Raw genomic sequence first — 22,366 nt, 5'->3', positions numbered from 1 at the left:
ACTTAATTTTTCCTAAAGCGGATAATATATTTATTGTTAATTACTATTTTTGCTTCAAAATAAGATAGTTAGTACATTAGATTTAGGGAATATTAATGAAAGAAAACAAGTTGACAAAGCAAAATACGCAGGATACCTTCATCACGGGCAGCGCGTGGATGACTTTTGGCTCCATTACCTCGCGCATTTTGGGTGCACTGTACATTATCCCGTGGTTCTACTGGATGGCGCCCTACAGCAACATTGCGAATGCACTGACTGCCAGGAGCTATAATATTTACAGTATCTTTATTTTGATTTCAACTGCGGGGATTCCGGGCGCGGTGGCCAAGCAGGTTGCCAAGTACAATGCGCTGAATGAATACGGTGTTGGCCGCAAGCTGTTTCGGCGCGGTCTCATCCTAATGGTTCTGCTGGGCATCGTTTCGGCGGCCGTCATGTACTTTGCGTCGCCTTTTCTGGCGTCAAACGGTTCACGCAGCGACCCGAGGCAGGTCGCCGTTATGCGCAGCCTATCGTATGCTATTTTGATTATTCCCATGCTGAGCATCATGCGGGGCTACTTCCAGGGCTATGCGGACATGATGCCTTCGGCTTTGTCGCAGTTTGTGGAGCAGCTGGCCCGCGTTTTGTGGATGCTCTTAACGGCATACGTCATCATGCAGGTGCAGCACGGCAACTTTGTCGACGCGGTCGTTCAGTCGAACCTGGCGGCGGCAATTGGTGCGGTATTTGGGATTGCGATCCTGGGCTGGTTTTTATTCTCGAAGCGGCAGAATTTAAATCAGTTAGTCGCAGAATCGGACAACCAGATTCAGGTCTCAACCGCGGCCCTGTTTAAAGAAATTATTGCGCAGGCCATCCCCTTTATCATCATCGATGCGGGCATCCAGTTGTTCTACCTGGTGGACCAATACACCTTTCACCCCATGATTGCCAGCGTCATGAGCGCCAGCTACAACACGATTGAGACGTGGTACGCGCTGTTTGCGCTGAATGCCAACAAGCTGATCATGATCATCGTGTCTCTTGCCAGCGCGATGGCGGTGACGGCAATTCCGCTCTTGTCTGCAGCGCACGCCAAGCACGACTTTCGCGCGATTTCCGCGCAGGTCGGCAACACGCTGGACCTGTTTTTGTTCGTCATGATCCCGGCAGCATTTGGCATGGCGGCAATCGCCACGCCCGTTTACACAATCTTTTACGGTTATGACCAATTGGGAGCCAACGTGTTGTACTTATCCTCGTTTACTGCGATAACGCTGGGACTGTTCACGGTTTTAATGGCAATTCTGCAGGGCTTGTCCGAAAACGGGTTAGCAATCAAGTACCTGATTTTGGGCCTGGCGTTCAAGTTGCTTGCGCAGTACCCCATGATTTACGTGTTTAAGGTTTTTGGACCGCTTGTTGCGACCAACCTGGGCATGCTGGCCATCATTTTCCTGGCGATCAAGCACCTTGAAGTAACCTACGACTTTAATAAGAATCGAACGAGCCGCCGTTTTGTCGGCATCACGGCTTTCTCGCTTGTCATGTTTGTAAGTGTTATTGGCCTTGAAAAAGCACTGGGGCTGGTCTTAGATCCAACCAATCGCTGGCAGGCACTTGTTATCGTCGTATTAGCGGTTGGTGCTGGCACGCTGATTTATGGCTTTGCCGCAATTAAGTCCAACCTGGCCCAGAAAATTTTGGGTGATAAGATTGTTCCTGTTTTGCGCAAGCTGCACATTAAGGCATAAAAAAAGCATTATTACTTTAATTGAGTAATAATGCTTTTTGCTTGCAAAAGCGGCCAGTTTGCCTTTTTGCACTGCCCCTGCCAAGGAACTATATTGTAGCACGGTGCGTGGTCCTACACAATCAGGGCCTATGGAATTCACCACTGGGAGTATCATCGCGGCTGCCTTGCTCTGGCATCACGATTGCCGCAACGATGTAGACGAACAAGCCAAAACCGGTGGAGAATATTAAGAAGCCGCCACCGATGCGGGTCCAGGCCTTGTCCCAGCCAAAATATTCGGCAATACCGCCGAAAACGCCCGCTAAAACTTTATCCCGTGACTTAGTCAAACGCCTTTGCATGATGATTCCCCCCATGGATATTAAATGAATTTACTAAAAAAGCCAACCTTTGTGGGTTGGCTTTTTGTATTGATGCCCCGAAAAAGATTCGAACTTTCACTTAGTTGCCTAAACAGCGACCTGAACGCTGCGCGTCTGCCAATTCCGCCATCGGGGCTTAATATTTTCAGTACAGTAATAATAATACCAAAAATTTGGTAAAATGAAAGCATAAAACGCAAAAAAACTGAAAAATATTTTTGAAAGGGGTTTTAGCGCATTGAAGGCAAAAATTAAAAAACTGGTTCTGGCTCTTATTATGGGGCTCTTGCTGCTTCCGGTCCAGGTCAGTGCTGCGCAGGGGCTGCCTGATGATTATCACAGGGACCGGTTGGATCTGGACGTCAAGTCGGCAATCGCCGTTGACAGCAAGACCGGCCAGCTCCTGTACGGGAAAAATATTAACGCGTCCCTGCCGATCGCATCAATGACTAAGCTGGTGACCGTCTACCTCACGCTCAAGGCGGTCGATGAAGGCAAAATTGGCTGGGAAACCCGGATATATCCGACGCCCCAGATTGTTGCTATCGCTTCGAACCGGGAATTTTCCAATGTGCCACTGAAACTGGAACACTCTTATACGGTCAGGCAGCTCTACCAGGCAACTTTAATCGAGTCCGCTAACGGTGCCGCCATGATGCTCGCACAGGCCGTGAGCGGCTCGCAGGTGGGCTTTGTGCGGCAAATGCGCGCGCAGCTGGAAAAATGGGGCATCAATGACGCACAGATTTATACCAGCTGCGGATTGCCGAACAAGAGCGTCGGCACGGACTCGTATCCGGGCGTCAGCGGCAACGCCGAAAATAAGATGTCTGCCAAGGATATGGCCATTGTCGGCCAGCACTTGATCAACGCCTACCCGGAGGTAATCAAGACGACGGCGATTGCCCGCCTTGATTTTGATGATCAAAAGGCTAAGACACCCATGACCAACTTTAACTGGATGCTGAAGGGGCTGTCGCAGTACCACCCGGATATGGGCGTAGACGGTCTTAAAACGGGGACTACCGATGCGGCCGGTGCCTGTTTCATTGGCACGGCCAAGCATGATGGCGCCCGCTTAATCACGGTGGTCATGGGTGCAGAGCACCTGGGCGGCAGCGATCCTGCCCGCTTTGAGCAGACCGCTCGGCTCCTCAGCTACGTTTATAAAAATTACCGCCCGGTTATTTTTAAGGCCAATGAAGTAATCATGGGCAACACGCGCATGAGCGTTCATAACGGCCAGGAGCGGCAGGTCAATATTGGCATGAAGGAAAATAGCGAAGTGTGGGCGCCTGCAGGCAATCAGCGGCTTAGAGTGGGTCTGACTGCGGACAGGGTTGACGCTCCGGTCAAGAGCGGACAGACCGTTAATTCTTACTATTTCGAAGTGGGCAATTCTAAGCTAATCTCGCTGCACAGCCCCGAGGGACTGCTTTTGCCTGCTAAGGCACTGCAGTCGACGCCGCGGGTTAACTTCCTTATTCGCTTTTGGCGCTGGCTTTTTGGAGGATAAAATGGCAGAAATTCCGTGCGACATATTATCAAGGGTCATAAAAAAACGGCAGAGCAACACGCATAAGGGCAATTACGGCAGGGTCCTGTTAATTGGCGGCAGCGAGAACTACGGCGGTGCAATCATTATGGCGGCCGAGGGCGCGTTGAATAGCGGTGCCGGACTGGTTGCCGTGGCGACGCACTCGCTCAACGTCCAGGCTTTGCATGCACGTGACCCCGAAGTCATGTACATTGACTGGCACGATCGCAATCTTGCGCAGATAATCAAAAAAATGGACGTTGTTGTCTGCGGTCCTGGTCTTGGAATGAGCGCGTTTGCGCATAAGGTTATGACCATGCTCTGCCGTGAACTAACGACCAGTCAGACGCTGGTCGCGGATGCCAGTGCGCTCGATTTGATGGCGCAGGATCACAATCTGACGCCAGTAAAAGCCGGTCGCGTGATTCTTACGCCGCACCAGATGGAGTGGCAGCGGCTCAGTCAGATTAAGATACCGTTTCAAACGGATAGTGCAAATGCGGCGGCCCTGGCCGCGCTTTTCCCGGGTCAAAACGCCACCTTGGTTCTGAAGTCCAACCATACTCACGTTTATGACGGGCAGGGAGCGGTTAGTGTTAATCCGTTGGGCAATCCCGGCATGGCCATCGGTGGCATGGGCGATACGCTGGCCGGCATCATCGGCGGCTTCGTGGCACAATTTGATAGCAGCCTGGCGACGGTTTTGGCTGCGGTTTACCTCCATTCTTTGGCCGGCGACCTGATTGCCCGGGATAAGTATATTGTGCGGCCGACCGCCCTTAATAGACTTTTGCCGCAATTAATGAAAAAATACGCTGAGTGAGCAATTAGCCGCGTGATGTTGTAAAATAAAGCCACCACACTGGGAGGAGCGTAGACTTAGCGTGAAGAACAATTTATTAAAGCCTGTGACTGCTTTCTGTATTCTTTTAATATGTGCGATCAGCTTGGCACGCGTATCCATGCCGGCGGAATCCACCCGGCCTGATGAGTCGGATGCGACCGCAAAAACGGCCGCCCCCAAAACGGCTGCTTCATACCGGCCCTACAAGGACCCGTCCACTTTGCGCAAGCCCTATGATTGGCGCCAGTCCAGTGAGACTGGGGCATATCCGAAGGTTAAGCACCTCGAAAATGACCTGACAATCCGGGTGTCGCTCAGGGGCAACCGCGTGTACATTATGCGTGACCAGAAGCCGCTATACACGATGATTGCGAGTGGCGGCCTTTACAAGAACAACAAATCGCTGACGCCGACGGGTACCTTTGAGATTCGTCATGACCGGGGCGACTCGTTTTATAATCCCAAGTTAAACGAGGGCGCAAACAACTGGTTGAGCTGGGATGACAAGAACATCTACCTCTTCCACTCCGTCCCGACCAAGAGTAACGGCACCTACAATCTTAAACAAGCGCGGAAATTGGGAGTAAAGCCCGGTTCGCACGGATGCGTTCGGCTTAGCGTGCCTGATTCGCGCTGGATGGTGGAACATATCCCGGCCGGAACCAAGGTAATTATCAAAAATAATTAAAAGAGTTGGCTCATCTGCCTTTTCCTGCTATAATCAGGACTTGAAAGACGTTAGGAGTAGTAGTCGTTTGATCCATTTAAGCGAGTCCGCAGACGGTGCAAGACGGGCAGGAGAGAATGCATGAAGGCGTGCCTAACCGTTAATTAAGTAAAGTAAAAAGCGGATACTTTGTATCAATAAGAGTGGTACCGCGGGTAGAATACTCGTCTCTTCCTCCAGAAATGAAGGAAGAGACTTTTTTGTTAGGAGGAAAAATGGACTTTAAGGGTAAAGTTGTCGACCTGATTGCTAGCCAGGTCGACATGACCAAAGATCAAATCGGTCAGCTGATTGAGCGGCCAAAGAATGAAAAGATGGGTGACTATGCCTTTCCGGCTTTTGCGTTGGCCAAGAGCATGCACAAAAATCCGGCTGAGATTGCCAAGACAATTGCTTCTGCGCTGCAGAGTGAAGATTTTGCCAGCATTAAGGCAGTTGGCCCCTACGTTAACTTTGCTATTAATCATGAAAAGCTGATTGCGCAAACTTTGCAGGAAGTATTGACCAAACAGGAGCACTTTGGCGACCAGACTCTGGGCACGGGCAACGTGCCCATCGACATGTCCAGTCCCAACATTGCCAAACCAATGTCAATGGGTCACCTGCGTTCGACTGTGATTGGCAACTCGATTGCCAAGACGCTGCAGAAGGTCGGCTACACGCCCATCAAGATCAATTACCTGGGCGATTATGGCACGCAGTTTGGCAAGCTGATTGCTGCTTACAAGCACTGGGGCGTTGAAGACGACGTCAAAAAAGATCCCATCATGAATTTGTTTAAGTACTACGTAAAGTTTCACGCCGAAGCCGAGAAGCATCCGGAGCTTGATGATGAAGGGCGTGCCTGGTTTAAAAAGCTAGAAGATGGTGACCCCGAGGCCGTTAAATTATGGCAGTGGTTCCGTGAAGTATCCTTGGCTGACTTTAAGCGCATCTATAAAGAATTAGGGGTGACCTTTGATTCATACAAGGGCGAGGCCTTTTTCAATGACAAGATGCAGCCGGTGATTGACGAACTAAAGGAAAAAGGGCTGCTGCACGAATCGCGGGGCGCTCAGGTCGTTGATATGGGCGAAGGGGAAAACCCCGCGCTGATTGTTAAATCAGATGGCAGCAGCATCTACCTGACCCGTGATCTGGCAGCCGCAATTTACCGGATGAAGACCTATAACTTTGTCAAAATGCTCTACGTGGTCGGCAACGAGCAGGCGCAGCACTTCGTTGAATTGAAGACCGTGCTGAAAAAAATGGGCTATGACTGGGCTGACGAAATCCACCATGTTCCGTTTGGCCTGATTACCCAGAATGGCAAGAAACTGTCCACGCGGAAGGGCAACGTCGTTTTTCTTGATCAGGTGCTTCAAAACGCAGTTAAGTTAGCGCGTCAGCAGATTGAGCAGAAGAACCCCGACCTTGCCGATAAAGACCAGGTTGCACATGATGTCGGCGTTGGTGCCGTCATTTTCCATGACCTCAAGAACGATCGGGTGGAAAACTTCGACTTCAACCTGGACGAAGTGGTCCGCTTCGAGGGCGACACCGGTCCATACGTCCAATACACTAACGCCCGGGCCCAGAGCGTCTTAAACAAGGCCCAAAATTTGGGCAAGGAGCCGGATCTTGCCGGTGCGGCAATTGAAGATGCTTGGTCCTTTAGCGTTGCCAAGGCACTGGCGGACTTTCCGCGCATCGTTGCCCGTAGCAGCGATAAGTTCGAACCATCAATTATTGCCAAGTATGCCTTGGATGTAGCCAAAAAATTCAACAAGTATTACGCTAACGTCAAAATCTTGCATGAGGATGAACAAATCACCTCGCGCCTTGCCCTGGTACAGGCCACATCCATTGTTTTAACTGAAGCCCTGCGCTTGCTCGGCGTTAATGCGCCCAAAGAAATGTAGCGGGCAAATTATTTTGACAAAATAACGTTTACATTGATTAAAAGATTGTTCAATATTTAATTATTACGGTACAATGTTGATGTAAGCTTAATAGGAGGTATTTTTAAATGGCATATTTAGATAATGGTAACCAAATCTTTAAAGATGCTCGTAAAAACCATTATGCAGTAGGTGCTTATAACACTAACAACTTGGAGTGGACGCGTGCAATTTTGCAGGCAGCTGAGGAAACCAGAACCCCGGTTTTGATTCAAGTGTCAACGGGTGCGGCTAAATATATGGGTGGCTACAAGGTAGCCAAGGATTTAGTTGAGGACCAGATTGATGCAATGAACATCTCCGTTCCGGTCGTGCTGAACCTGGACCACGGCGACTTTGAATCTGCTAAAGAGTGTATCGCACTCGGCTTCTCGTCCGTTATGTTTGACGGTCATGCCCTTCCAACCGATGAAAACCTGGCTAAAACCAAGGAAATCGTCAAGCTGGCTCATGAACGTGGTATTTCTGTTGAAGCCGAAATTGGCAAAATTGGTGAGAACCAAGGTGCTGATGGTGGTGAACTAGCATCCGTTGAAGATGCCAAGACTTTTGTTGCAGCGGGCGTTGACAAGCTTGCATGTGGCATCGGCAACATCCACGGCGTTTACCCAGAAGGCTGGACCGGTCTCAACTTTGACCGTCTAAAGGAAATTGCTGATGCTGTTTCTGTTCCCCTTGTTCTTCACGGTGGCTCAGGAATTCCAGAAGACCAAGTTAAGAAGGCTATTTCGCTTGGTATTTCCAAGGTCAACATTAACACTGAATTCCAGTTGGCATTCCAGGCCGCTACGCGCAAGTACTTCGAAGCGCACAAGGATGAGGACAAGGCCAACAAGGGTTACGACCCACGCAAGCTGCTTCTTCCTGGCACTGAAGCCATTACTGCTTCAATGAAGGAAATGATTAAGTGGCTTGGGACTCCGTCAATTGACGACCAGATCAAGTCCGCAGCTTTTGACAAGAGCTCATTAAACTTAGAATAATTTAGCATAACAATTTGAAAGGTCAGCCCCGTTTGAGGACTGGCCTTTTTGTGTTGGCTTTAAAATTCGTTTTCCAAAAAGGGCGGATACTGAAACTTGTACGAAATTTTTTAAGCACATTCGCTTGACTTAAAGTTTGGTTGAAGGACTAAACTCAAGCTATAATTAGGCATGGAGGAAAAAATAATGATTCAAGATGAAATGATGACGTTAAACAATGGTGTCCGGATTCCCAAATTAGCCCTGGGCGTTTGGGAAATAGCAAACAGTCAAGTGGCCTCAGTGGTACAAACAGCGCTAGATCTCGGCTACCGTCACATCGATACGGCGCAGGCCTATGGCAATGAGGCTGGCGTGGGCGAAGGCGTTAGGAAGTCGGGCATTAAACGCGAGAAGATTTTTGTTAATTCCAAGGTCGCGGCTGAAATCAAAAATTATGCTGAAGCTAAAAAATCGATTGACGATACTTTAATGAAAATGGATCTGGATTATCTGGATATGATGATTATTCATAATCCGCAGCCCTGGAGTGAAGTCAACCAGTCCAATGACCGTCACTTCGAAGGCAATCTGGAAACCTGGAGGGCGCTGGAAGATGCGCAGAAAGCGGGCAAGCTGCGGGCAATTGGGGTTTCAAGCTTTCAGCCGGACGACCTGCGCAACCTGATTGATAACAGCAGCACCAAGCCCGTGGTTAACCAAATTCTGTGTCACATTGGGGCAACCCCGAAGGAACTGATTGATTTCTCACAAGAACAAGGTATTGTGGTTGAATCATTCTCGCCCGTAGCACACGGAGCTGCCCTGAATAGTCCCGTAATCCAGCAAATGGCAGAAAAATATCAGGTGTCCGCTGCACAATTGTGTATTCGTTATGACTGGCAGCTAAATACAGTCGTGCTGCCTAAGGCTGCACAACCGGCCCATATCAAGCAGAATATGGAAATAGACTTCTTCACAATTTCCAGTGAGGACATGGCATCATTGATGCAACTCAACTCGTTGGACTACGGGACAGCCAGCCAATATCCGGTATTTGGCGGGAAACAATAATATATTTGTTATTGGCTGCCAAATATATTATCTGAATTTTTTGATCACAGAGCTAATAAGACTAATCCGTGCTCCTTTTAGGACAGAATTAGTCTTATTTATTTTGAAATTGCTTAAATAACCGGCGGCTATGATGGCAGCTAATTACAAAATAAGTTTAGTAAAGCTAAGACCTTCGAATTTGTCTTAGAATTTTAATGGCATAATCTATTTTGGCTGATAGGCGTTGTTGCGAAAAATAGGATCATTATAATTACTGGCGGCTTGGAAAATAATCAACAAGTGGATAAGAACTATTTGGGCCGCAGAATGACTGCTGTAGTCTGCTTTAATTAAGTTAAGCGCTTGTGCTTTTTGGTTGACAGTAAATTTAACTTTAGTAAAACCACCAGCTAGATTTTGGTTCAACTGAAGTGCAACTAAAAAGTTAGAAAGTTATTTTCGGTTCAACTTTTTTAAGTATTATGAGTTGTGGACTTTTAAAAATATGGTGGGCTCATTAAGAGCCGGTTCAGTCAGAAGCGTTACTTTGTTTGCACTCAAAGTAATCGGCAGTAGTCCATGATCGTACAACCTTTCTTCAATAAACATGTTTCCATGGGAAGTTTCAATAACGGGAAAATCCCATTTGCCTATGGTAGCCATTAGCTTACCATCTAGGTCGTGCAGTGATATCAGTCCGTAGCCCGGGTTTTGATAATCCCCAAGATATTCTGACGTGACTTTCACTGGCTTAGAGGAGTTTCCTTTGAGCTCTGCGAGGCGCTCCTCTTTGTTTTGGCATTTTTGTGTCATCATAGCGGCAACCTTATCGACCCAATTGGTGTCATTAATATTAAGAGCGTTATCTATTGTCTGGTAGGCAAGAGCAAAGATAGCATCGGTTGAATCCATGTTCGTGGTAACAACAAAAGCCAAATCAAGATCTGGAACAAAGCCCATGAAGGAGCAGTAACCGATATAAGAACCACTGTGGTAGAAGTACATGTGACCACGATAGTCTTCCATCATCATTCCCAGGCCATAAGCGGCAAAATTTGCTCCACCATACGCACGACTGGGATGCATGATAGATTGCGGTAAATAGCGCTGTGCTGTTGCTGAACCTGTTTCTTCTTTTTGCATGGTCAACTGGTATTTAGCCCACTCAAGCAAATCAGAAATTGTGGCTAACATGCTGCTGGCACCGCCGACCTTGCCGGGTGCAATAAAGGGCACTTCTTGGGTAACATTGTTGTCTCTAATATAGGGCTTAACAATTCGGGCACGTGGCGCCTCATGGTGATTGATAAAGGTATTATGTAGCTTTAGCGGGTTAAGCAAGTGGTCATGTTCATAAGTTCCATAATCTTGGTCAATAGCCTGTTCCATTGCATAAGTGGCTGCGGCATAGACCAAGTTGCTATATTGCATCTGGTACCGCAATTCATGAGAGGGCTGCAAGTAGCCTACACATTCAGCCTTTTCTTTTAAGGATAAATCATGCTGATTCATATTAGTGAAGCGCATCAGGTCATGAGCTGGCAGGCCACTTTGGTGACTTAGCGCATCGCGCCAAGTTAGGTGGTCTTGGCTATACTGGTCGACCAACTTAAAGGCAGGCCAAGATTTCTTGAGGGGGTCATCCAGATTTATTTTACCTTCGTCTGCTAGTTGGCAAACTGCGGTAGCAAAAAAAGTCTTGGAAATGGAGGCAAGAGGATACAAACTATCTTTGCTAGCGCCACCATAGACTTGGCTGTAGCTTTCACCGGTATGGTAAACTCCAAAGCCTAAACTGGGTAAGCCAAATGTGGATAATACGGTCTTGGCTAATTGATCGATTTTTTCTGCGTTCATTAGTTACTCCTTTTAGAAAAATTTTTGTAATTTGATTAACATTTTACACTTAAGTGGAATAAAATAAACAATTTGCTTAAATTTTATGATGAAATAATTTATTATACATGATATATTTATTATTAAATTAAAAAATATATTAATAAGGAGAAAAATGAAAAAGGAAAGATTACTCACCTCAATTGGGATAATAGGCTTGTCAGCAGTAGCCTTAGTGGGTTGCGGAAAGGGTTCGACTAGTAGTGATGATACCAGATCAGTAGCTAAATTTCCGATGGCTACACCCCAAAGAAAAGTCAAAGAAGGTGGAACGGTTAAAATTGCAGTTGAAACGGATACGCCATTTGCTGGAGTTTTTTCACCAGAATTATCTTCAGAAGATTTGGATTCACAGGTTGGCGCTCCGGGACAGGAATCCCTATTTGACAGTGATGACCAGTACAAAATCAATAACAAAGGGCCTGCAACTTTTAAGCTAGATCCTAAAAGTAAGACGATTACAGTAGAAATCAAGAAGGGCGTTAAATGGTCTGATGGCAAGCAACTAGTTGCTAAAGACTATGAATTTGCCTATGAAATTTTGGCAAATAAAGACACGATGTGTCCAAGATATAGTAGCCAATTTGAAATTTTGAAGGGTTTGAAAGAATACCATGAAGGTAAGACTAAATCAATTTCAGGAATCGAGATGCCGGATGGCAAAAATGGCCGCAAGGTGGTGCTACATTTCAGCAAGTTGAATCCAAGCATGGTGAATGCTGGTAACCGCTTCATGTGGGCTTCTGCTGAACCATATCACTACTTAAAGGATGTTCCTTTTACTGAACTCAAGTCCTCAGATAAGATTAGAAAAGAGCCGTTATTTTTTGGCGCTTTTAAGGTAGAAAAAGTCGTTCGCGGTCAATCTGTTACTTGGGTACCTAACGAATATTATTGGCGCGGTAAGCCAAAGCTCGACAAGATTGTAATTTCGGTTGTTTCACCTAACTCAGCCTCGCAGGCGATTAAGAGTCACAAGTTTGACGTGGTGCGTGTGATCAACACGCAGTGGAACCAGGTTAAAGAAACTAAAGATGTTAATTTTATTGCGCAAATTCCGCTGAGCTATCACTATTTGGCCTTTAAAGTCGGTAAGTGGGATAAGGCGCAGAATAAAAACATCGAAAATCCACACGCCAAAATGAGTAACAAGTCCTTGCGGCAGGCAATTGGTTATGCAATGAACGTTAATGAAGTTGACAAGCGTTACACCAATTCCTTAAGTTTTAGAGTGCCAACATTAGTTCCATCACAATTTGGTGACTTTTTTGACAAAGATGCTAAAGGCTTCACATATGATCTGAAGAAGGCTAACGAGATTTTAGATAAGGCAAGTTATAAGAAGAAGGGGAGATGGCGAGTTCAGCCGAATGGTAAGCCACTCACCATTAATTTGGCTGCAATGAGTGGGGACTCAACCCAAGAACCAATAATTCAAAACTACCTTCAACAATGGCATAAGGTTGGTTTAAACGTTAAGCTTGCAACTGGTCGTTTAATTGAGCATAATTCTTTCTATGATAAGGTGCAAAATGATGACAAGGGCATTGATATGTTTATTGCCGGTTGGTCAATGCCATCTGAGCCATCACCGCACACATATTATAGTGAGAGTGCACCGTTTAACATGGCGCGCTTTGTAACGACTAATAATAATAAGTTGCTTGATGAAATGAACTCACAAAAAGCCTTTCATCACAAGTACCGAGTGCAAAAATTTCATGAGTGGCAAGAGTATATGAACAAAGAGGCCTATGTGATTCCGCTCGATAATTCATATCAAATTACGGCGGTTGACAAGAAAATTACAGGTCTCTCATTGAAACCTTCTCAAAGCAATAATCAGCAACCATTATGGTATAAAGTGGGCTATGCCAAGTAACTTCAGAAAAATAGTAAGGAAAAAATTAATGAAAACAGGAAGTAAAATAATAACTTTAGACAATGGTTATCACCTTTGGACTAGCACTCAAGGTAAGGGCGATATACACCTATTAGCCCTACATGGGGGACCAGGTGGCAATCATGAATACTGGGAAGATGCAGCTGATCAACTGCAAAAGCAAGGCTTAAATGTTCAAGTCACGATGTATGACCAACTCGGCTCTCTTTATTCGGATCAACCCGATTACTCTGATCCTAAGAATGCCGAAAAATATTTAACTTACGAGTACTTCTTGGATGAAGTCGATGAAGTACGTGCTAAATTGGGTCTCGAAAATTTCTACCTAATTGGTCAGAGTTGGGGCGGACTATTGGCCCAGGAATATGCAGTTAAATATGGCCAGCATCTCAAAGGTACTATTGTTTCATCAATGGTTGACGAAATTGATGATTATATTGAGTCCATTAACAGGCGACGGCAAGAAATATTTCCGCAAAGTGAAATTAACTTTATGCATGAATGTGAAACAAATGACGACTATGAGAACAAGCGCTATCAGGAAGATATTCAAATTTTGAATATCAATTTCATGGACCGTCGCCAACCATGTAAGCTATACCATATTAAACGCCTCGGTGGCTTGCCAGTCTATCATACTTTTCAAGGCGACAATGAGTTTGTCGTGACTGGTAAGCTAGAGGAGTGGCACTTTAGGAATCACTTAAAAGATATTTCGATGCCCACCCTGCTGACCTTTGGGGAAGAGGATACGATGCCTCTGGAAACGGCTAGAATTATGCAAAAAGAGATTCCCCATGCACGTTTAGTAACGACTCCTAGCGCTGGGCATCATCACATGGTGGACAATCCCGATGTTTATTACAAGCACTTGGCAGACTTCATTCGGGAAGTAGAATCAGGTACCTTTAAGTCCGAATAGCTTATTTCAATCAGCTAAGCTAAAAGTTTTGAAAGGAGAATATTACTTTAAAAGTTATCAAAGATAAAGTGCTGAGCTTGGAGAGTTAAATGATTTTAGCAACCAAAAAAGCAATGATATTGTGCTAAACTTGCCCAAATAGTCTTATCAGCGCTTTACACACACAATTAAAGATGATTTTAACTATCAAAATCCGGACTTTTACAAGAATAGGGGGTTACTGCAAATTTGGCATTTTATACCTTAAAAAGACTTGTGCTAGAAAAGTTTTTATACGCAAAGATTGAGTTAATTAATAGCAGATAATTATAATTTAAATAACTAGTGGTGTTATATTCACTGGTTATTTTAGTATTTGCATGTTTATCAGGTTACTTCTAAACTAAATTGCACATTCTTATTCATTTGCAAATATTATATTTGGAGGCAATTCAACTTTAACTTGGTCAAATGAGAAGGGCCGCGTAAAAGACATTTGGTAAGCTGTCAGGTGCAAAAAATCACCTGCTACTGCGGCTGGATTGTAGAGCGGGTCGCCGATAATCGGGCTGCCGATTGCTGCCAGGTGAACACGAATCTGGTGGGTGCGGCCGGTGTCAAGGATGAGCTTTACCAATGCTGTTTTGTCTGTTCGCCGCCCCATAACTTGGTAGTGGGTAACCGATTTGAGGCCGTCTGAGCGCACCATCCGCTTGCGCTGGTCTTGCGGGTCATGGCCCAGTGGCAAGTCGATTGTGCCGGCGTCTTGCAGGCTTTCGGCGTGATCCACAGCGGCTAAATATTCGCGGTGGAGGGTCTTGGTCGTTAATTCCCGGTTCAGAATCGGCACGACCGCTGGGTTCTTGGCAACCAACAGGAGCCCGCTCGTCAGCATGTCCAGGCGGTGCACGACAAAGGGGGACGCCTGCAAGTATGTTGCACAGTCATTGAGTGCAGTGTTTGTTTCATCCAGGTTGGGGTGCGTCTTCTGGCCGGCCGGTTTATTAATGACAAGCAGGTTGGGGTCCTCATAGATGACATCGGGCAGGTGCCCGCTTGCCGGATATGGTTGCTGGCCGGATTCGACGTGGCCCAGGGTCAATTCAACTTGGTCCTTAGGGTGGACCAGTTGGTTAAAGTGGCGGTACTGTCCGTTGACCAGGACGCGGCGCTCGGTGCGCAGGTAGTGACGCCACTTGCGTGGTATCAAAAGCTCACGCAGCAGGCTGTTTACGGACTGCGTTTTAAGGTTTTCAGGGTAGTTAAAAGAAAAATAATAGCTCATAAATATTTATTAAGTCTTCTGGATAATAAGGGTAATTTGTTCCGGTATGGTACAATTTTAGGTGTTTCTAAAAGGAGCAGATGTAATGCAAAATAAGGAACCAAATAAAAACGGGCTGGGTGCCATGTGGCACCGCTTTGACAGCCGTTTTTTCATCGGACGCTGGATCATTTTGATAATGCTCAGCATCATACTTTTGGTTTGTACCTATTATACCGTCAAAGTCAAGACTTCCAACATCTCTGACCTGAAGGCCTCGCTTCCCGCCACCACTGCTATTTATGATTATAAGAAGCAGCAGGCGGGCACGCTGTATTCGCAGAAGGGGACTTTTGTCGATTATGACAAAATCTCGCCCAACATTAAGAACGCCGTTATCTCGACGGAGGACCGGACTTTCTGGAAGAATCCGGGCTTCAGCATCAAGGGGATGGGACGTGCGGCACTGGGGTTGGTTATTCACCGCGGGCAGATTTCCGGGGGTGGTTCGACCATCACGCAGCAGCTGGCCAAGAATGCCCTGCTCACCCAAAGGCAGACCCTTTCGCGTAAGATTGAGGAATTATTTTTTGCGGTGGAAATCACGCACGTTTATTCCAAGAAGGACATCCTGACCATGTACCTCAACAATGCGTACTTTGGCAACGGCGTCTGGGGCGTTCAGGATGCCAGCCACAAGTACTTTGGCAAGAACGCGAGCGAGCTGACGGTCGGTGAGGCGGCCACGCTGGCCGGAATTCTGCGCAACCCGAGCAAGTACAATCCGATTGACCACATGTCCTATGCGCTATCGCGCCGGAACCTGATCCTGGACTTGATGGTCGATAACAAAAAACTGACGCGTCAAGCGGCCAAGAGCGCACAGAGTCAGGGTCTGACGCTGCGGGACACCTACCACAATCAGGACGGCTACCGCTACCCCTACTTCTTCGATGCGGTTGTTGACGAAGCCATCAAGCGCTACGGACTCAAAGAAGAGGACGTCATGAACAAGGGGCTGAAGATTTACACGACCCTGAACCAGAATTATCAGCGTCAGCTCCAGCAAAAGTTCAGCCAAGACTGGCTCTTCCCGCAGAACGCACCGGATGGCACGAAGACGCAGGGGGCGAGCGTTGTAATGGATCCTGCAACCGGTGCTGTACGCGCAGTCGTGGGCGGCCGCGGCAAGCACGTCTTCCGCGGTTACAACCGGGCCACGCAGATGAAGCGTCAGCCTGGCTCCTCGATCAAGCCGCTGGTTGCTTATGCGCCGGCCCTGCAGCAGGGCTACCACTATGACTCGGAACTCTCCAACCGGCTGCAGCGTTTCGGCAAGAACGGCTACCAGCCGCACAACGTTGACAACGGTTATTCCGACAAGATTCCGATGTACATGGCGCTGGCCCAGAGTAAAAACGTGCCAGCCGTCTGGCTGCTGGACCGCATTGGCGTTTCCAAGGGCGTGCAGTCCGCCGGCAACTTCGGGTTGAAGGTGCCTAAGGAAGACCAAAACCTGGCGCTTGCTCTGGGGGGATTATCTGCGGGTGTGTCGCCTTTGCAGATGGCGCGTGCGTATTCGGCCTTTGCCAACAAGGGCAACCTGCCGGACAGCTCCTACTTCATCACCAAGATTGAGGATGCAAGCGGCAATGTTATTGCGGAGAATCACGATGTGGGCAAGCACCGCATCATTTCCGAGAATACCGCCAAGGAGATGACCACGATGCTTTTAGGCGTCTTTGCTGGCGGTACCGGTACAGCGGCGCAGCCTGCGGGCTACCGCGTTGCCGGCAAGACCGGTTCGACAGAGGTGCCCAATTCCTACGGCTTTGGCACCAAGGACCAGTGGATCGTTGGTTACACGCCGGACGTGGTGGTCGCCACTTGGGTCGGCTTTGATCGAACCAACAGTCAGCATTTTATGCACGGCGTTTCCGAGACGGGCATAACGCGGCTGTACAAAGCCCAGATGGAAGGGATTTTGCCCTACACGGCGCAGAACCAGTTTGCCGAACAGGCACCGCGGCAGATCATCAAGAACAACGGCGCAGGCTCAGATTGGACCAAGGGCCTGGGCGAACAAATAGAAAAAGGTTTGGGAACCGCGGGCCAAAAACTTAATGAATGGTATAATGATTTCAAGGGCCTTTTGGGCCATTAATCTTAGGAGGAAAAACATGGTAAATATCTACGATTTGGCTAACCAATTAGCTTCTGACTTGCAAAAGACTGAGGAATTCACGGCTTTGCAAGAAGCAATCGCTGGTGTCAAGGCTAACCAAGCCAGTGCAACCCTTTTTCAGGAAATGAACAAGATCCAAGGCGAAATTATCGACGCGCAATCGCAGGGCAAAGACCTGTCCCAGGACTTGCAGGAAAACTATCAAAAATTAAATGAGCGGGTTCAAAAGGACGCTGAAATCATGAAACTGCTGCAGGCTGAGCAAGGGCTGTACAAAACGATTGATGACGTGCAAAAAGCAATCACCAAGCCGATTAACGATCTTTACGAAGGTCTTAGAAACTAAAAAGAGCGATGAAATTTATTCATTTTGCAGATGCACATTTAGATAGTCCATTTTTAGGGCTATCTTTTTTGCCATCTAGGAGCGCCAAAAAGATTCACCAGGCACCCAACCAATCGCTGACCAAAATTGTTGACCTTGCCCTGCAGGAAAAAGTTGATTTGGTGCTGATTGCGGGCGACACCTTTGACAGCCCGCGGCCTAATCCGAGCAGTCAGCTGTTTTTTGCCCGTGAAATGGAGCGGCTGACCGCGGCCCAAATACAGGTGGTAATGATCTTTGGCAATCACGATCACATGCGGGCGGAAGATCTGCTGGTTGCACCCAGCCCATACTTTAAGCTGCTGGGCGATGGCGAAAGGATTGAGACCATTACGCGGCAAACGCAAGCGGGGTTTGAGTACGATGTTACCGGCTTTTCCTACAGGAACAACCACATTACCGTTGACAAGGCCGCACAGCTGCCCGCAAAGGGCAGCCACTACACGTTTGGCATTATGCACGCTCAGGAAAAAGCGGGCCAGGGCGGACAGAACGTTTACGCCCCGTTTTCTTTGAGTGAACTAAAAAACCTTAATTACGATTATTTTGCTCTGGGTCACATTCACCTGCGGCAGGTTCTGTCCCAAACGCCCTACGTGCTCTACCCCGGCAACATCCAGGGGCGCCACGTCAATGAACGCGGTGCCAAGGGCTGCATTTTGGGCGAGGTTAACGAAGATACTAAACAAACCCAAATCAGTTTTGTCCAGACGAGTCCAATCGTTTGGCGGCGGGCGGTCGTTGAGCTAACTGCGCCTATCGGTCAAAATGACCTGCAGGCTGCAATTTTGGCGCAGCTTGTTGCACCCGAAACGACCTACTTCAGTCTGCAAATCCACGGCGCCGAGTTTTTGAATGAAAAAGAACGCGAGCTGGTTGATGACAGTGATTTTTGGCGGCTGCTCTCAGGCAAACTGGCACATGAATCCCAGTTGGTCGACGTTCGCTACACCAGCAGCAGCCACCTGGAGGTTGCTGCCAGTGACCAGGCATACTTTGCCCAGGCGGAAAAGGACGTTTTTGACGCTGACAGCTTCGTAGCGCTGAGCAGCGACTGGGCCAAAAAAGACGACCTGGCCGCGGAATTAGCTGCCGATCCACAGTTCTTACAAGAGGTGCAGCAGCTGACTGAAGTGAAGTTGAACAGCAAACTGAAGGGGATCAGCAATGAAATTAATTAGGATTAAAATTGTCAACTTTGGTCAGTTTTCCAATTTTACGCTCGACCTGCCCAGTGCCGACCTCAACGTTTTCTTCGGTGCAAATGAGGCCGGCAAGAGCACTGTGGTTGCATTTATCAAGCAGGTGCTGTTTGGCTTCCACCTCGCCAAGCACACCTCGGACTTTTTTGAAGATTACAAGCCCCTTGCGCGCGTCAGTCCAATGGGCGGCTCCCTGTTCTTTGAAAACGATGCCGGCGAGCGCTACGAGCTCGAACGGCTGTATGCCAGCGGCAGGGGGTCAAAGGTCGGCACGCTGACCGTTAAGTGCGACAATCAGGTCGTGCCCGAGCACGTTTTTTTTGACCAGGTCAAAAACATCGACGGCGCTTTTTACGCCGACAGCTTTATCTTTAACCAGGATATGTTGGCAAAGGTGAGTGCGATCGGGCAGAGCGGCCTGCTTGAACGAATATACTACCTGGGTGCTTCGAACAGCGACAAGCTGATTGGCCTGCGCGATGACTTTGCCAAGCAGGCGGGCGACCTGTTCAAGAAGGGGGGCAGCAAACCGCCGCTTAACCGCTTGCTGAGTCAGTTGCGGGAGGAAAAAGATGCGGTTAGCGAGGCGGAGGGCGAGTTTGCCACCTATCAGAGTCTGAGCAATGAATATGAAAAGCAAAAGCGGCTGCAAACGGAGCATGAGCAGCGCCTTTTGGACTTGCAAAAGCAGTCTGACCGCCTGCAGCGGCTGCAGCAGCTGTTGCCAAACTACCGTGAATTGACTGACCTCGAGGCCCAGGTTGAACCCGTTAGTTTTGACTTGGCCCAGTACCAATCTGCTCGCGATCTGGCTGCAACCATTAAAAACTTGGAAGAAAATAAACAGGGCATGCAAAAACGCTTGCGAGAAATCGGCCAGGTTCAGAGTGAGGATGCGGCGGCAGGCGAACTCCTGAAGCAGAAGTCGCAGCTGCTGCAGTGGCAAAACGATTATCGCGGCTGCACGGAAAAAGACCAGCAGCACATCGACGACCAACAGCAGCTTCTTGCGTTGAATCCAGAGTTAAACAAGATTGTCACGATGGACCAAGCGGCCATCCTTGACCTGCAGAAGGACTACCGAGAATTGCCGCTTGAACCGGCGGATGAAGACCAGACCAGTTCAGGCATGAAGCCCAATTACCTGCTCTTTGTAGGCGGCGGCCTGTGCATCATCGGTTTGATCATTCTGGCCAGCATGTCTGTTATTATTGGCGGCATGCTTCTTCTTGCAGGGACGGGCTGTTTGGCCGCAGCGCAGAACCAGCAAAAGCGGGAGAAGCAGCGCGTTGCGCAACGACGGGCGCAAAGTGCGGCGGCCAGGCAAAAGCGCGCCGCGTTTGCCAGCAAGTACAGCCTTGCCCTTGACCACCTTGACGTGCATAGCCTGGTCAACGAGTGGCGGCAGTTTCAGCTGCAGGAGAAGACGCTTGAGGCCAACCACAGGCATGAAGAGGACGTGCTTGAGCAGTTGAACAATCTTGCGGGACGCGTCAGCCGGGTTCTGGACCGGAAGGTTGCAGCCGACTTTGATTCCGTATTGGCTGCGTTTGACCAGCTTGAAGAGCAATTTGCCCGCACGCGCAGCCGGCTTGCGGAAAAAGCCAGCCTGCAGATGAGTCTTAAGCAGAATGCCGCGAAAACAACGGAGGCCAATTTGCAGCTGCAGGCGGCCTTGGCCCGGGCACAGGTCAAGGATATGGCCGGGTATAAGGACCTGCAGGCTAAGAAGCACAGGCAGGACGAGTTAAAGACGAAGATTGCGTTTTTGCGCACGAGCCTTGAAAAAGATCTGCCGGAGCTAACGCGCCTGGCACAAAGTCAAGACCAGGCTAAGAGCTCCTTGGCCGAATTAGCCCCCCAAATTGCGGCGCAACAAGAAACGGTGCGTCATCTGCAGTCCAAAACGGCTGAGGTCAAGGTGAAGATGGCTAACCTGGCTAACTCGACCGCTGTCTTTAACGCCAAGCAGACCCTCGCCAACACTGCAACCAGGTTTAAGAACTTGTCGGCTGAATATCTGGCTGACCTGCTGGCCGCACAATGGATTGGGCGTGCGCTCGACCTGGCCTCTAACGAACGCTTCCCCAAGATGCTGGTTGCGGCCAGGGAATATTTGCAGCTTCTGACCAATAATCGTTATAATGATATTGAAATTGATAAAAAATTGACGGTCACGCGTTTTGATGGCAAAAAAATCAAGGTGCAGTACCTATCGCGGGGCACGTCGGAACAGCTGTATTTTGCCCTGAAGCTGGCCTTCGTCCAGCAGGTCAAGGATCAGATCAACCTGCCAATTCTGATCGACGATTCGTTTGTCAACTTTGATGACAAGCGAATTGAGCAAATCAAGCTGCTGCTGACGCAAGTTGCCCAAAACAACCAGGTACTGATTTTTACGGCACAAGCTGGCCTAGTCGATAGGCTGGGCCTGAGGCCGCTGACTTTTACGAAAGGAACCCAAAATGTATAAACGTTTGCTGGATTATAATGACGGCGAGGAACTGGAAGCGGTCGTTCTGATCAAGAACTCCCAGTTGCGGCACACTAAGAAGGGCAAACTCTTCTTGGCACTGACCTTTAGCGACTCGTCTGGCGAAATTCGCGGCAACTATTGGGATGCCGACAACCTGGATGCGACCACTTACAGTACCGGCACCATTGTGGAAGTGGATGGCGAGCGCGAGGAATACCAGGGGCAGCCGCAAATAAAAATCTACGGTCTGCGAGTGGTCGGGCCCGAAGAGGGCTATGACCTCAACAAGTTTATTAAGTCGGCGCCCGAAAAAATTTCAAGCATGAAAGAAGAAATCAACCAGTTTGTTTTCGAAATTTTGAATCCGAATTGGAACAGGATCGTGCGCTATTTATTGAAAAAATGGGGGCAGCGCTTCTTTGATTACCCGGCGGGCAAGAGCAACCACCATGCGGTTCGCGGCGGGCTCGCCTACCACACGGTATCAATGCTGCGGGACGCCAAGGCCCTGGCGAACAACTACGAGCAGGTTGACCGCTCGCTCTTGTATGCGGGCTGCATCCTGCATGACATGGGCAAGGTTCTGGAATTAACCGGCCCGGCGGCGACCCAATACACGAACGAAGGCAACCTTGTCGGTCACCTCGTCCTGATTGATGAACAAATCATGCTGGCCGCGCGTGACCTTAAGCTTGACCTGGAGTCGGAAGATCTGCTGCTGCTGCGGCACATGGTCCTGTCGCACCACGGCAAGTTTGAGTACGGCTCGCCCAAATTGCCCGCGCTGCTTGAGGCCGAACTCCTGCACCGCATCGATGATCTGGACGCGTCGCTGTACGCCATTACCAATGCGCTGCAGCACACGCGGCCCGGCAGCTATACGGACAACATTATGAGTCAGGGTGGTCGCCGGTTTTACCGGCCCAAGGTGGATGATGCCCTTGCCCAGGCCCATAAATTAGAATAAAAAAAGAAGCTCATGGTG

General features: G+C 48.5%; 17 protein-coding genes and 1 tRNA gene. 14 read left to right on the top strand and 4 right to left on the bottom strand.

What is annotated here, in order from left to right; translation table 11 throughout:
* Nucleotides 1-95: 95 nt before the first annotated feature.
* The gene (locus tag AC2JF6_RS01985) at nucleotides 96-1,739 is read left to right on the top strand and encodes a putative polysaccharide biosynthesis protein (protein ID WP_500729076.1); all 1,644 of its coding nucleotides are present in this window, start codon (nucleotides 96-98) and stop codon (nucleotides 1,737-1,739) included.
* A gap of 121 nt (nucleotides 1,740-1,860) precedes the next feature.
* Here AC2JF6_RS01985 and AC2JF6_RS01980 read toward each other — a convergent pair whose 3' ends face one another.
* Both AC2JF6_RS01980 and AC2JF6_RS01975 read right to left on the bottom strand, forming a co-directional pair.
* Nucleotides 1,861-2,082 (bottom strand): PspC domain-containing protein, encoded by a 222-nt coding sequence (locus AC2JF6_RS01980; protein WP_500729075.1) that lies wholly within the window; start codon nucleotides 2,080-2,082, stop codon nucleotides 1,861-1,863.
* A gap of 73 nt (nucleotides 2,083-2,155) precedes the next feature.
* Nucleotides 2,156-2,239: transfer RNA gene (locus AC2JF6_RS01975), tRNA-Leu, on the bottom strand.
* Nucleotides 2,240-2,380: 141 nt separating this feature from the next.
* On the opposite strand from AC2JF6_RS01975, the gene AC2JF6_RS01970 reads away from it, so the two are divergent.
* The 6 genes from AC2JF6_RS01970 (at nucleotide 2,381) to AC2JF6_RS01945 (ending at nucleotide 9,187) form a co-directional block, all read left to right on the top strand.
* On the top strand, nucleotides 2,381-3,619 hold the full coding sequence (locus tag AC2JF6_RS01970) for a serine hydrolase (protein WP_500729099.1): 1,239 nt from the start codon (nucleotides 2,381-2,383) through the stop codon (nucleotides 3,617-3,619).
* A 1-nt stretch (nucleotide 3,620) separates the two neighbouring features.
* Nucleotides 3,621-4,463 carry an NAD(P)H-hydrate dehydratase gene (locus AC2JF6_RS01965; protein WP_500729074.1) on the top strand — a complete coding sequence of 281 codons (843 nt, stop codon included), beginning with the start codon at nucleotides 3,621-3,623 and terminating at the stop codon, nucleotides 4,461-4,463.
* A gap of 61 nt (nucleotides 4,464-4,524) precedes the next feature.
* Entirely contained in the window at nucleotides 4,525-5,172 is a 648-nt protein-coding gene (locus AC2JF6_RS01960; protein ID WP_500729073.1) for a L,D-transpeptidase, read from the top strand.
* Nucleotides 5,173-5,426: 254 nt separating this feature from the next.
* Nucleotides 5,427-7,112, top strand: coding sequence for an arginine--tRNA ligase (argS, locus tag AC2JF6_RS01955; protein WP_500729072.1), 1,686 nt, complete (start codon nucleotides 5,427-5,429; stop codon nucleotides 7,110-7,112).
* Nucleotides 7,113-7,219: 107 nt separating this feature from the next.
* Nucleotides 7,220-8,134: a class II fructose-1,6-bisphosphate aldolase gene (gene fba / locus AC2JF6_RS01950; protein WP_500729071.1), complete on the top strand. Its 915-nt coding sequence runs from the start codon at nucleotides 7,220-7,222 to the stop codon at nucleotides 8,132-8,134.
* Between the two features lie 186 nt (nucleotides 8,135-8,320).
* Nucleotides 8,321-9,187 (top strand): aldo/keto reductase, encoded by an 867-nt coding sequence (locus AC2JF6_RS01945; protein WP_500729070.1) that lies wholly within the window; start codon nucleotides 8,321-8,323, stop codon nucleotides 9,185-9,187.
* A 462-nt stretch (nucleotides 9,188-9,649) separates the two neighbouring features.
* On the opposite strand, the gene AC2JF6_RS01940 is transcribed toward AC2JF6_RS01945, so the two are convergent.
* Complete coding sequence (locus tag AC2JF6_RS01940) at nucleotides 9,650-11,026, bottom strand: serine hydrolase domain-containing protein (RefSeq protein ID WP_500729069.1); 1,377 nt, start codon at nucleotides 11,024-11,026, stop codon at nucleotides 9,650-9,652.
* A 154-nt stretch (nucleotides 11,027-11,180) separates the two neighbouring features.
* Here AC2JF6_RS01940 and AC2JF6_RS01935 point away from each other — a divergent pair, with 154 nt between their 5' ends.
* Together AC2JF6_RS01935 and AC2JF6_RS01930 are read left to right on the top strand one after the other, a co-directional pair.
* Nucleotides 11,181-12,947, top strand: coding sequence for an oligopeptide ABC transporter substrate-binding protein (locus tag AC2JF6_RS01935; protein WP_500729068.1), 1,767 nt, complete (start codon nucleotides 11,181-11,183; stop codon nucleotides 12,945-12,947).
* Between the two features lie 28 nt (nucleotides 12,948-12,975).
* Entirely contained in the window at nucleotides 12,976-13,890 is a 915-nt protein-coding gene (locus AC2JF6_RS01930) for a proline-specific peptidase family protein (protein ID WP_500729067.1), read from the top strand.
* A 397-nt stretch (nucleotides 13,891-14,287) separates the two neighbouring features.
* On the opposite strand, the gene AC2JF6_RS01925 is transcribed toward AC2JF6_RS01930, so the two are convergent.
* Complete coding sequence (locus AC2JF6_RS01925; RefSeq protein WP_500729066.1) at nucleotides 14,288-15,154, bottom strand: RluA family pseudouridine synthase; 867 nt, start codon at nucleotides 15,152-15,154, stop codon at nucleotides 14,288-14,290.
* 85 nt (nucleotides 15,155-15,239) lie between these two features.
* Between AC2JF6_RS01925 and AC2JF6_RS01920 the strand changes: the two genes are divergently transcribed.
* From AC2JF6_RS01920 to AC2JF6_RS01900, 5 genes are read left to right on the top strand one after another with little or no spacing between them, the layout of a single operon-like run.
* Nucleotides 15,240-17,297: a PBP1A family penicillin-binding protein gene (locus AC2JF6_RS01920; RefSeq protein WP_500729065.1), complete on the top strand. Its 2,058-nt coding sequence runs from the start codon at nucleotides 15,240-15,242 to the stop codon at nucleotides 17,295-17,297.
* Between the two features lie 16 nt (nucleotides 17,298-17,313).
* A complete protein-coding gene (locus AC2JF6_RS01915; protein WP_500729064.1) occupies nucleotides 17,314-17,664 on the top strand; it encodes a YlbF family regulator in 351 nt (116 codons plus the stop codon).
* An 8-nt stretch (nucleotides 17,665-17,672) separates the two neighbouring features.
* Entirely contained in the window at nucleotides 17,673-18,884 is a 1,212-nt protein-coding gene (locus AC2JF6_RS01910; protein ID WP_500729063.1) for a metallophosphoesterase family protein, read from the top strand.
* Nucleotides 18,871-21,378, top strand: a complete 2,508-nt coding sequence (locus AC2JF6_RS01905) for an ATP-binding protein (protein WP_500729062.1) — start codon at nucleotides 18,871-18,873, stop codon at nucleotides 21,376-21,378. Before AC2JF6_RS01910 ends, AC2JF6_RS01905 begins: the two co-directional genes overlap by 14 nt.
* A complete protein-coding gene (locus tag AC2JF6_RS01900; RefSeq protein WP_500729061.1) occupies nucleotides 21,371-22,348 on the top strand; it encodes a 3'-5' exoribonuclease YhaM family protein in 978 nt (325 codons plus the stop codon). The genes AC2JF6_RS01905 and AC2JF6_RS01900 overlap by 8 nt, the downstream gene beginning before the upstream one ends.
* Nucleotides 22,349-22,366: the final 18 nt, after the last annotated feature.

Source organism: Lactobacillus sp. XV13L, assembly GCF_059900875.1.
Note: the sequence above shows the minus strand (reverse complement) of the source record. Positions and strands in the feature narration are given on the sequence as shown.

Bases quoted from the DNA above. Each gene is read 5' to 3' on its own strand.
- fba (WP_500729071.1), top strand. From the start codon at position 7,220: ATGGCATATTTAGATAATGGTAACCAAATCTTTAAAGATGCTCGTAAA.
- argS (WP_500729072.1), top strand. From the start codon at position 5,427: ATGGACTTTAAGGGTAAAGTTGTCGACCTGATTGCTAGCCAGGTCGAC.
- AC2JF6_RS01905 (WP_500729062.1), top strand. From the start codon at position 18,871: ATGAAATTAATTAGGATTAAAATTGTCAACTTTGGTCAGTTTTCCAAT.
- AC2JF6_RS01935 (WP_500729068.1), top strand. From the start codon at position 11,181: ATGAAAAAGGAAAGATTACTCACCTCAATTGGGATAATAGGCTTGTCA.
- AC2JF6_RS01965 (WP_500729074.1), top strand. From the start codon at position 3,621: ATGGCAGAAATTCCGTGCGACATATTATCAAGGGTCATAAAAAAACGG.
- AC2JF6_RS01945 (WP_500729070.1), top strand. From the start codon at position 8,321: ATGATTCAAGATGAAATGATGACGTTAAACAATGGTGTCCGGATTCCC.
- AC2JF6_RS01980 (WP_500729075.1), bottom strand. From the start codon at position 2,082: ATGCAAAGGCGTTTGACTAAGTCACGGGATAAAGTTTTAGCGGGCGTT.
- AC2JF6_RS01915 (WP_500729064.1), top strand. From the start codon at position 17,314: ATGGTAAATATCTACGATTTGGCTAACCAATTAGCTTCTGACTTGCAA.
- AC2JF6_RS01940 (WP_500729069.1), bottom strand. From the start codon at position 11,026: ATGAACGCAGAAAAAATCGATCAATTAGCCAAGACCGTATTATCCACA.
- AC2JF6_RS01970 (WP_500729099.1), top strand. From the start codon at position 2,381: ATGGGGCTCTTGCTGCTTCCGGTCCAGGTCAGTGCTGCGCAGGGGCTG.
- AC2JF6_RS01930 (WP_500729067.1), top strand. From the start codon at position 12,976: ATGAAAACAGGAAGTAAAATAATAACTTTAGACAATGGTTATCACCTT.
- AC2JF6_RS01910 (WP_500729063.1), top strand. From the start codon at position 17,673: ATGAAATTTATTCATTTTGCAGATGCACATTTAGATAGTCCATTTTTA.
- AC2JF6_RS01925 (WP_500729066.1), bottom strand. From the start codon at position 15,154: ATGAGCTATTATTTTTCTTTTAACTACCCTGAAAACCTTAAAACGCAG.
- AC2JF6_RS01900 (WP_500729061.1), top strand. From the start codon at position 21,371: ATGTATAAACGTTTGCTGGATTATAATGACGGCGAGGAACTGGAAGCG.
- AC2JF6_RS01985 (WP_500729076.1), top strand. From the start codon at position 96: ATGAAAGAAAACAAGTTGACAAAGCAAAATACGCAGGATACCTTCATC.
- AC2JF6_RS01920 (WP_500729065.1), top strand. From the start codon at position 15,240: ATGCAAAATAAGGAACCAAATAAAAACGGGCTGGGTGCCATGTGGCAC.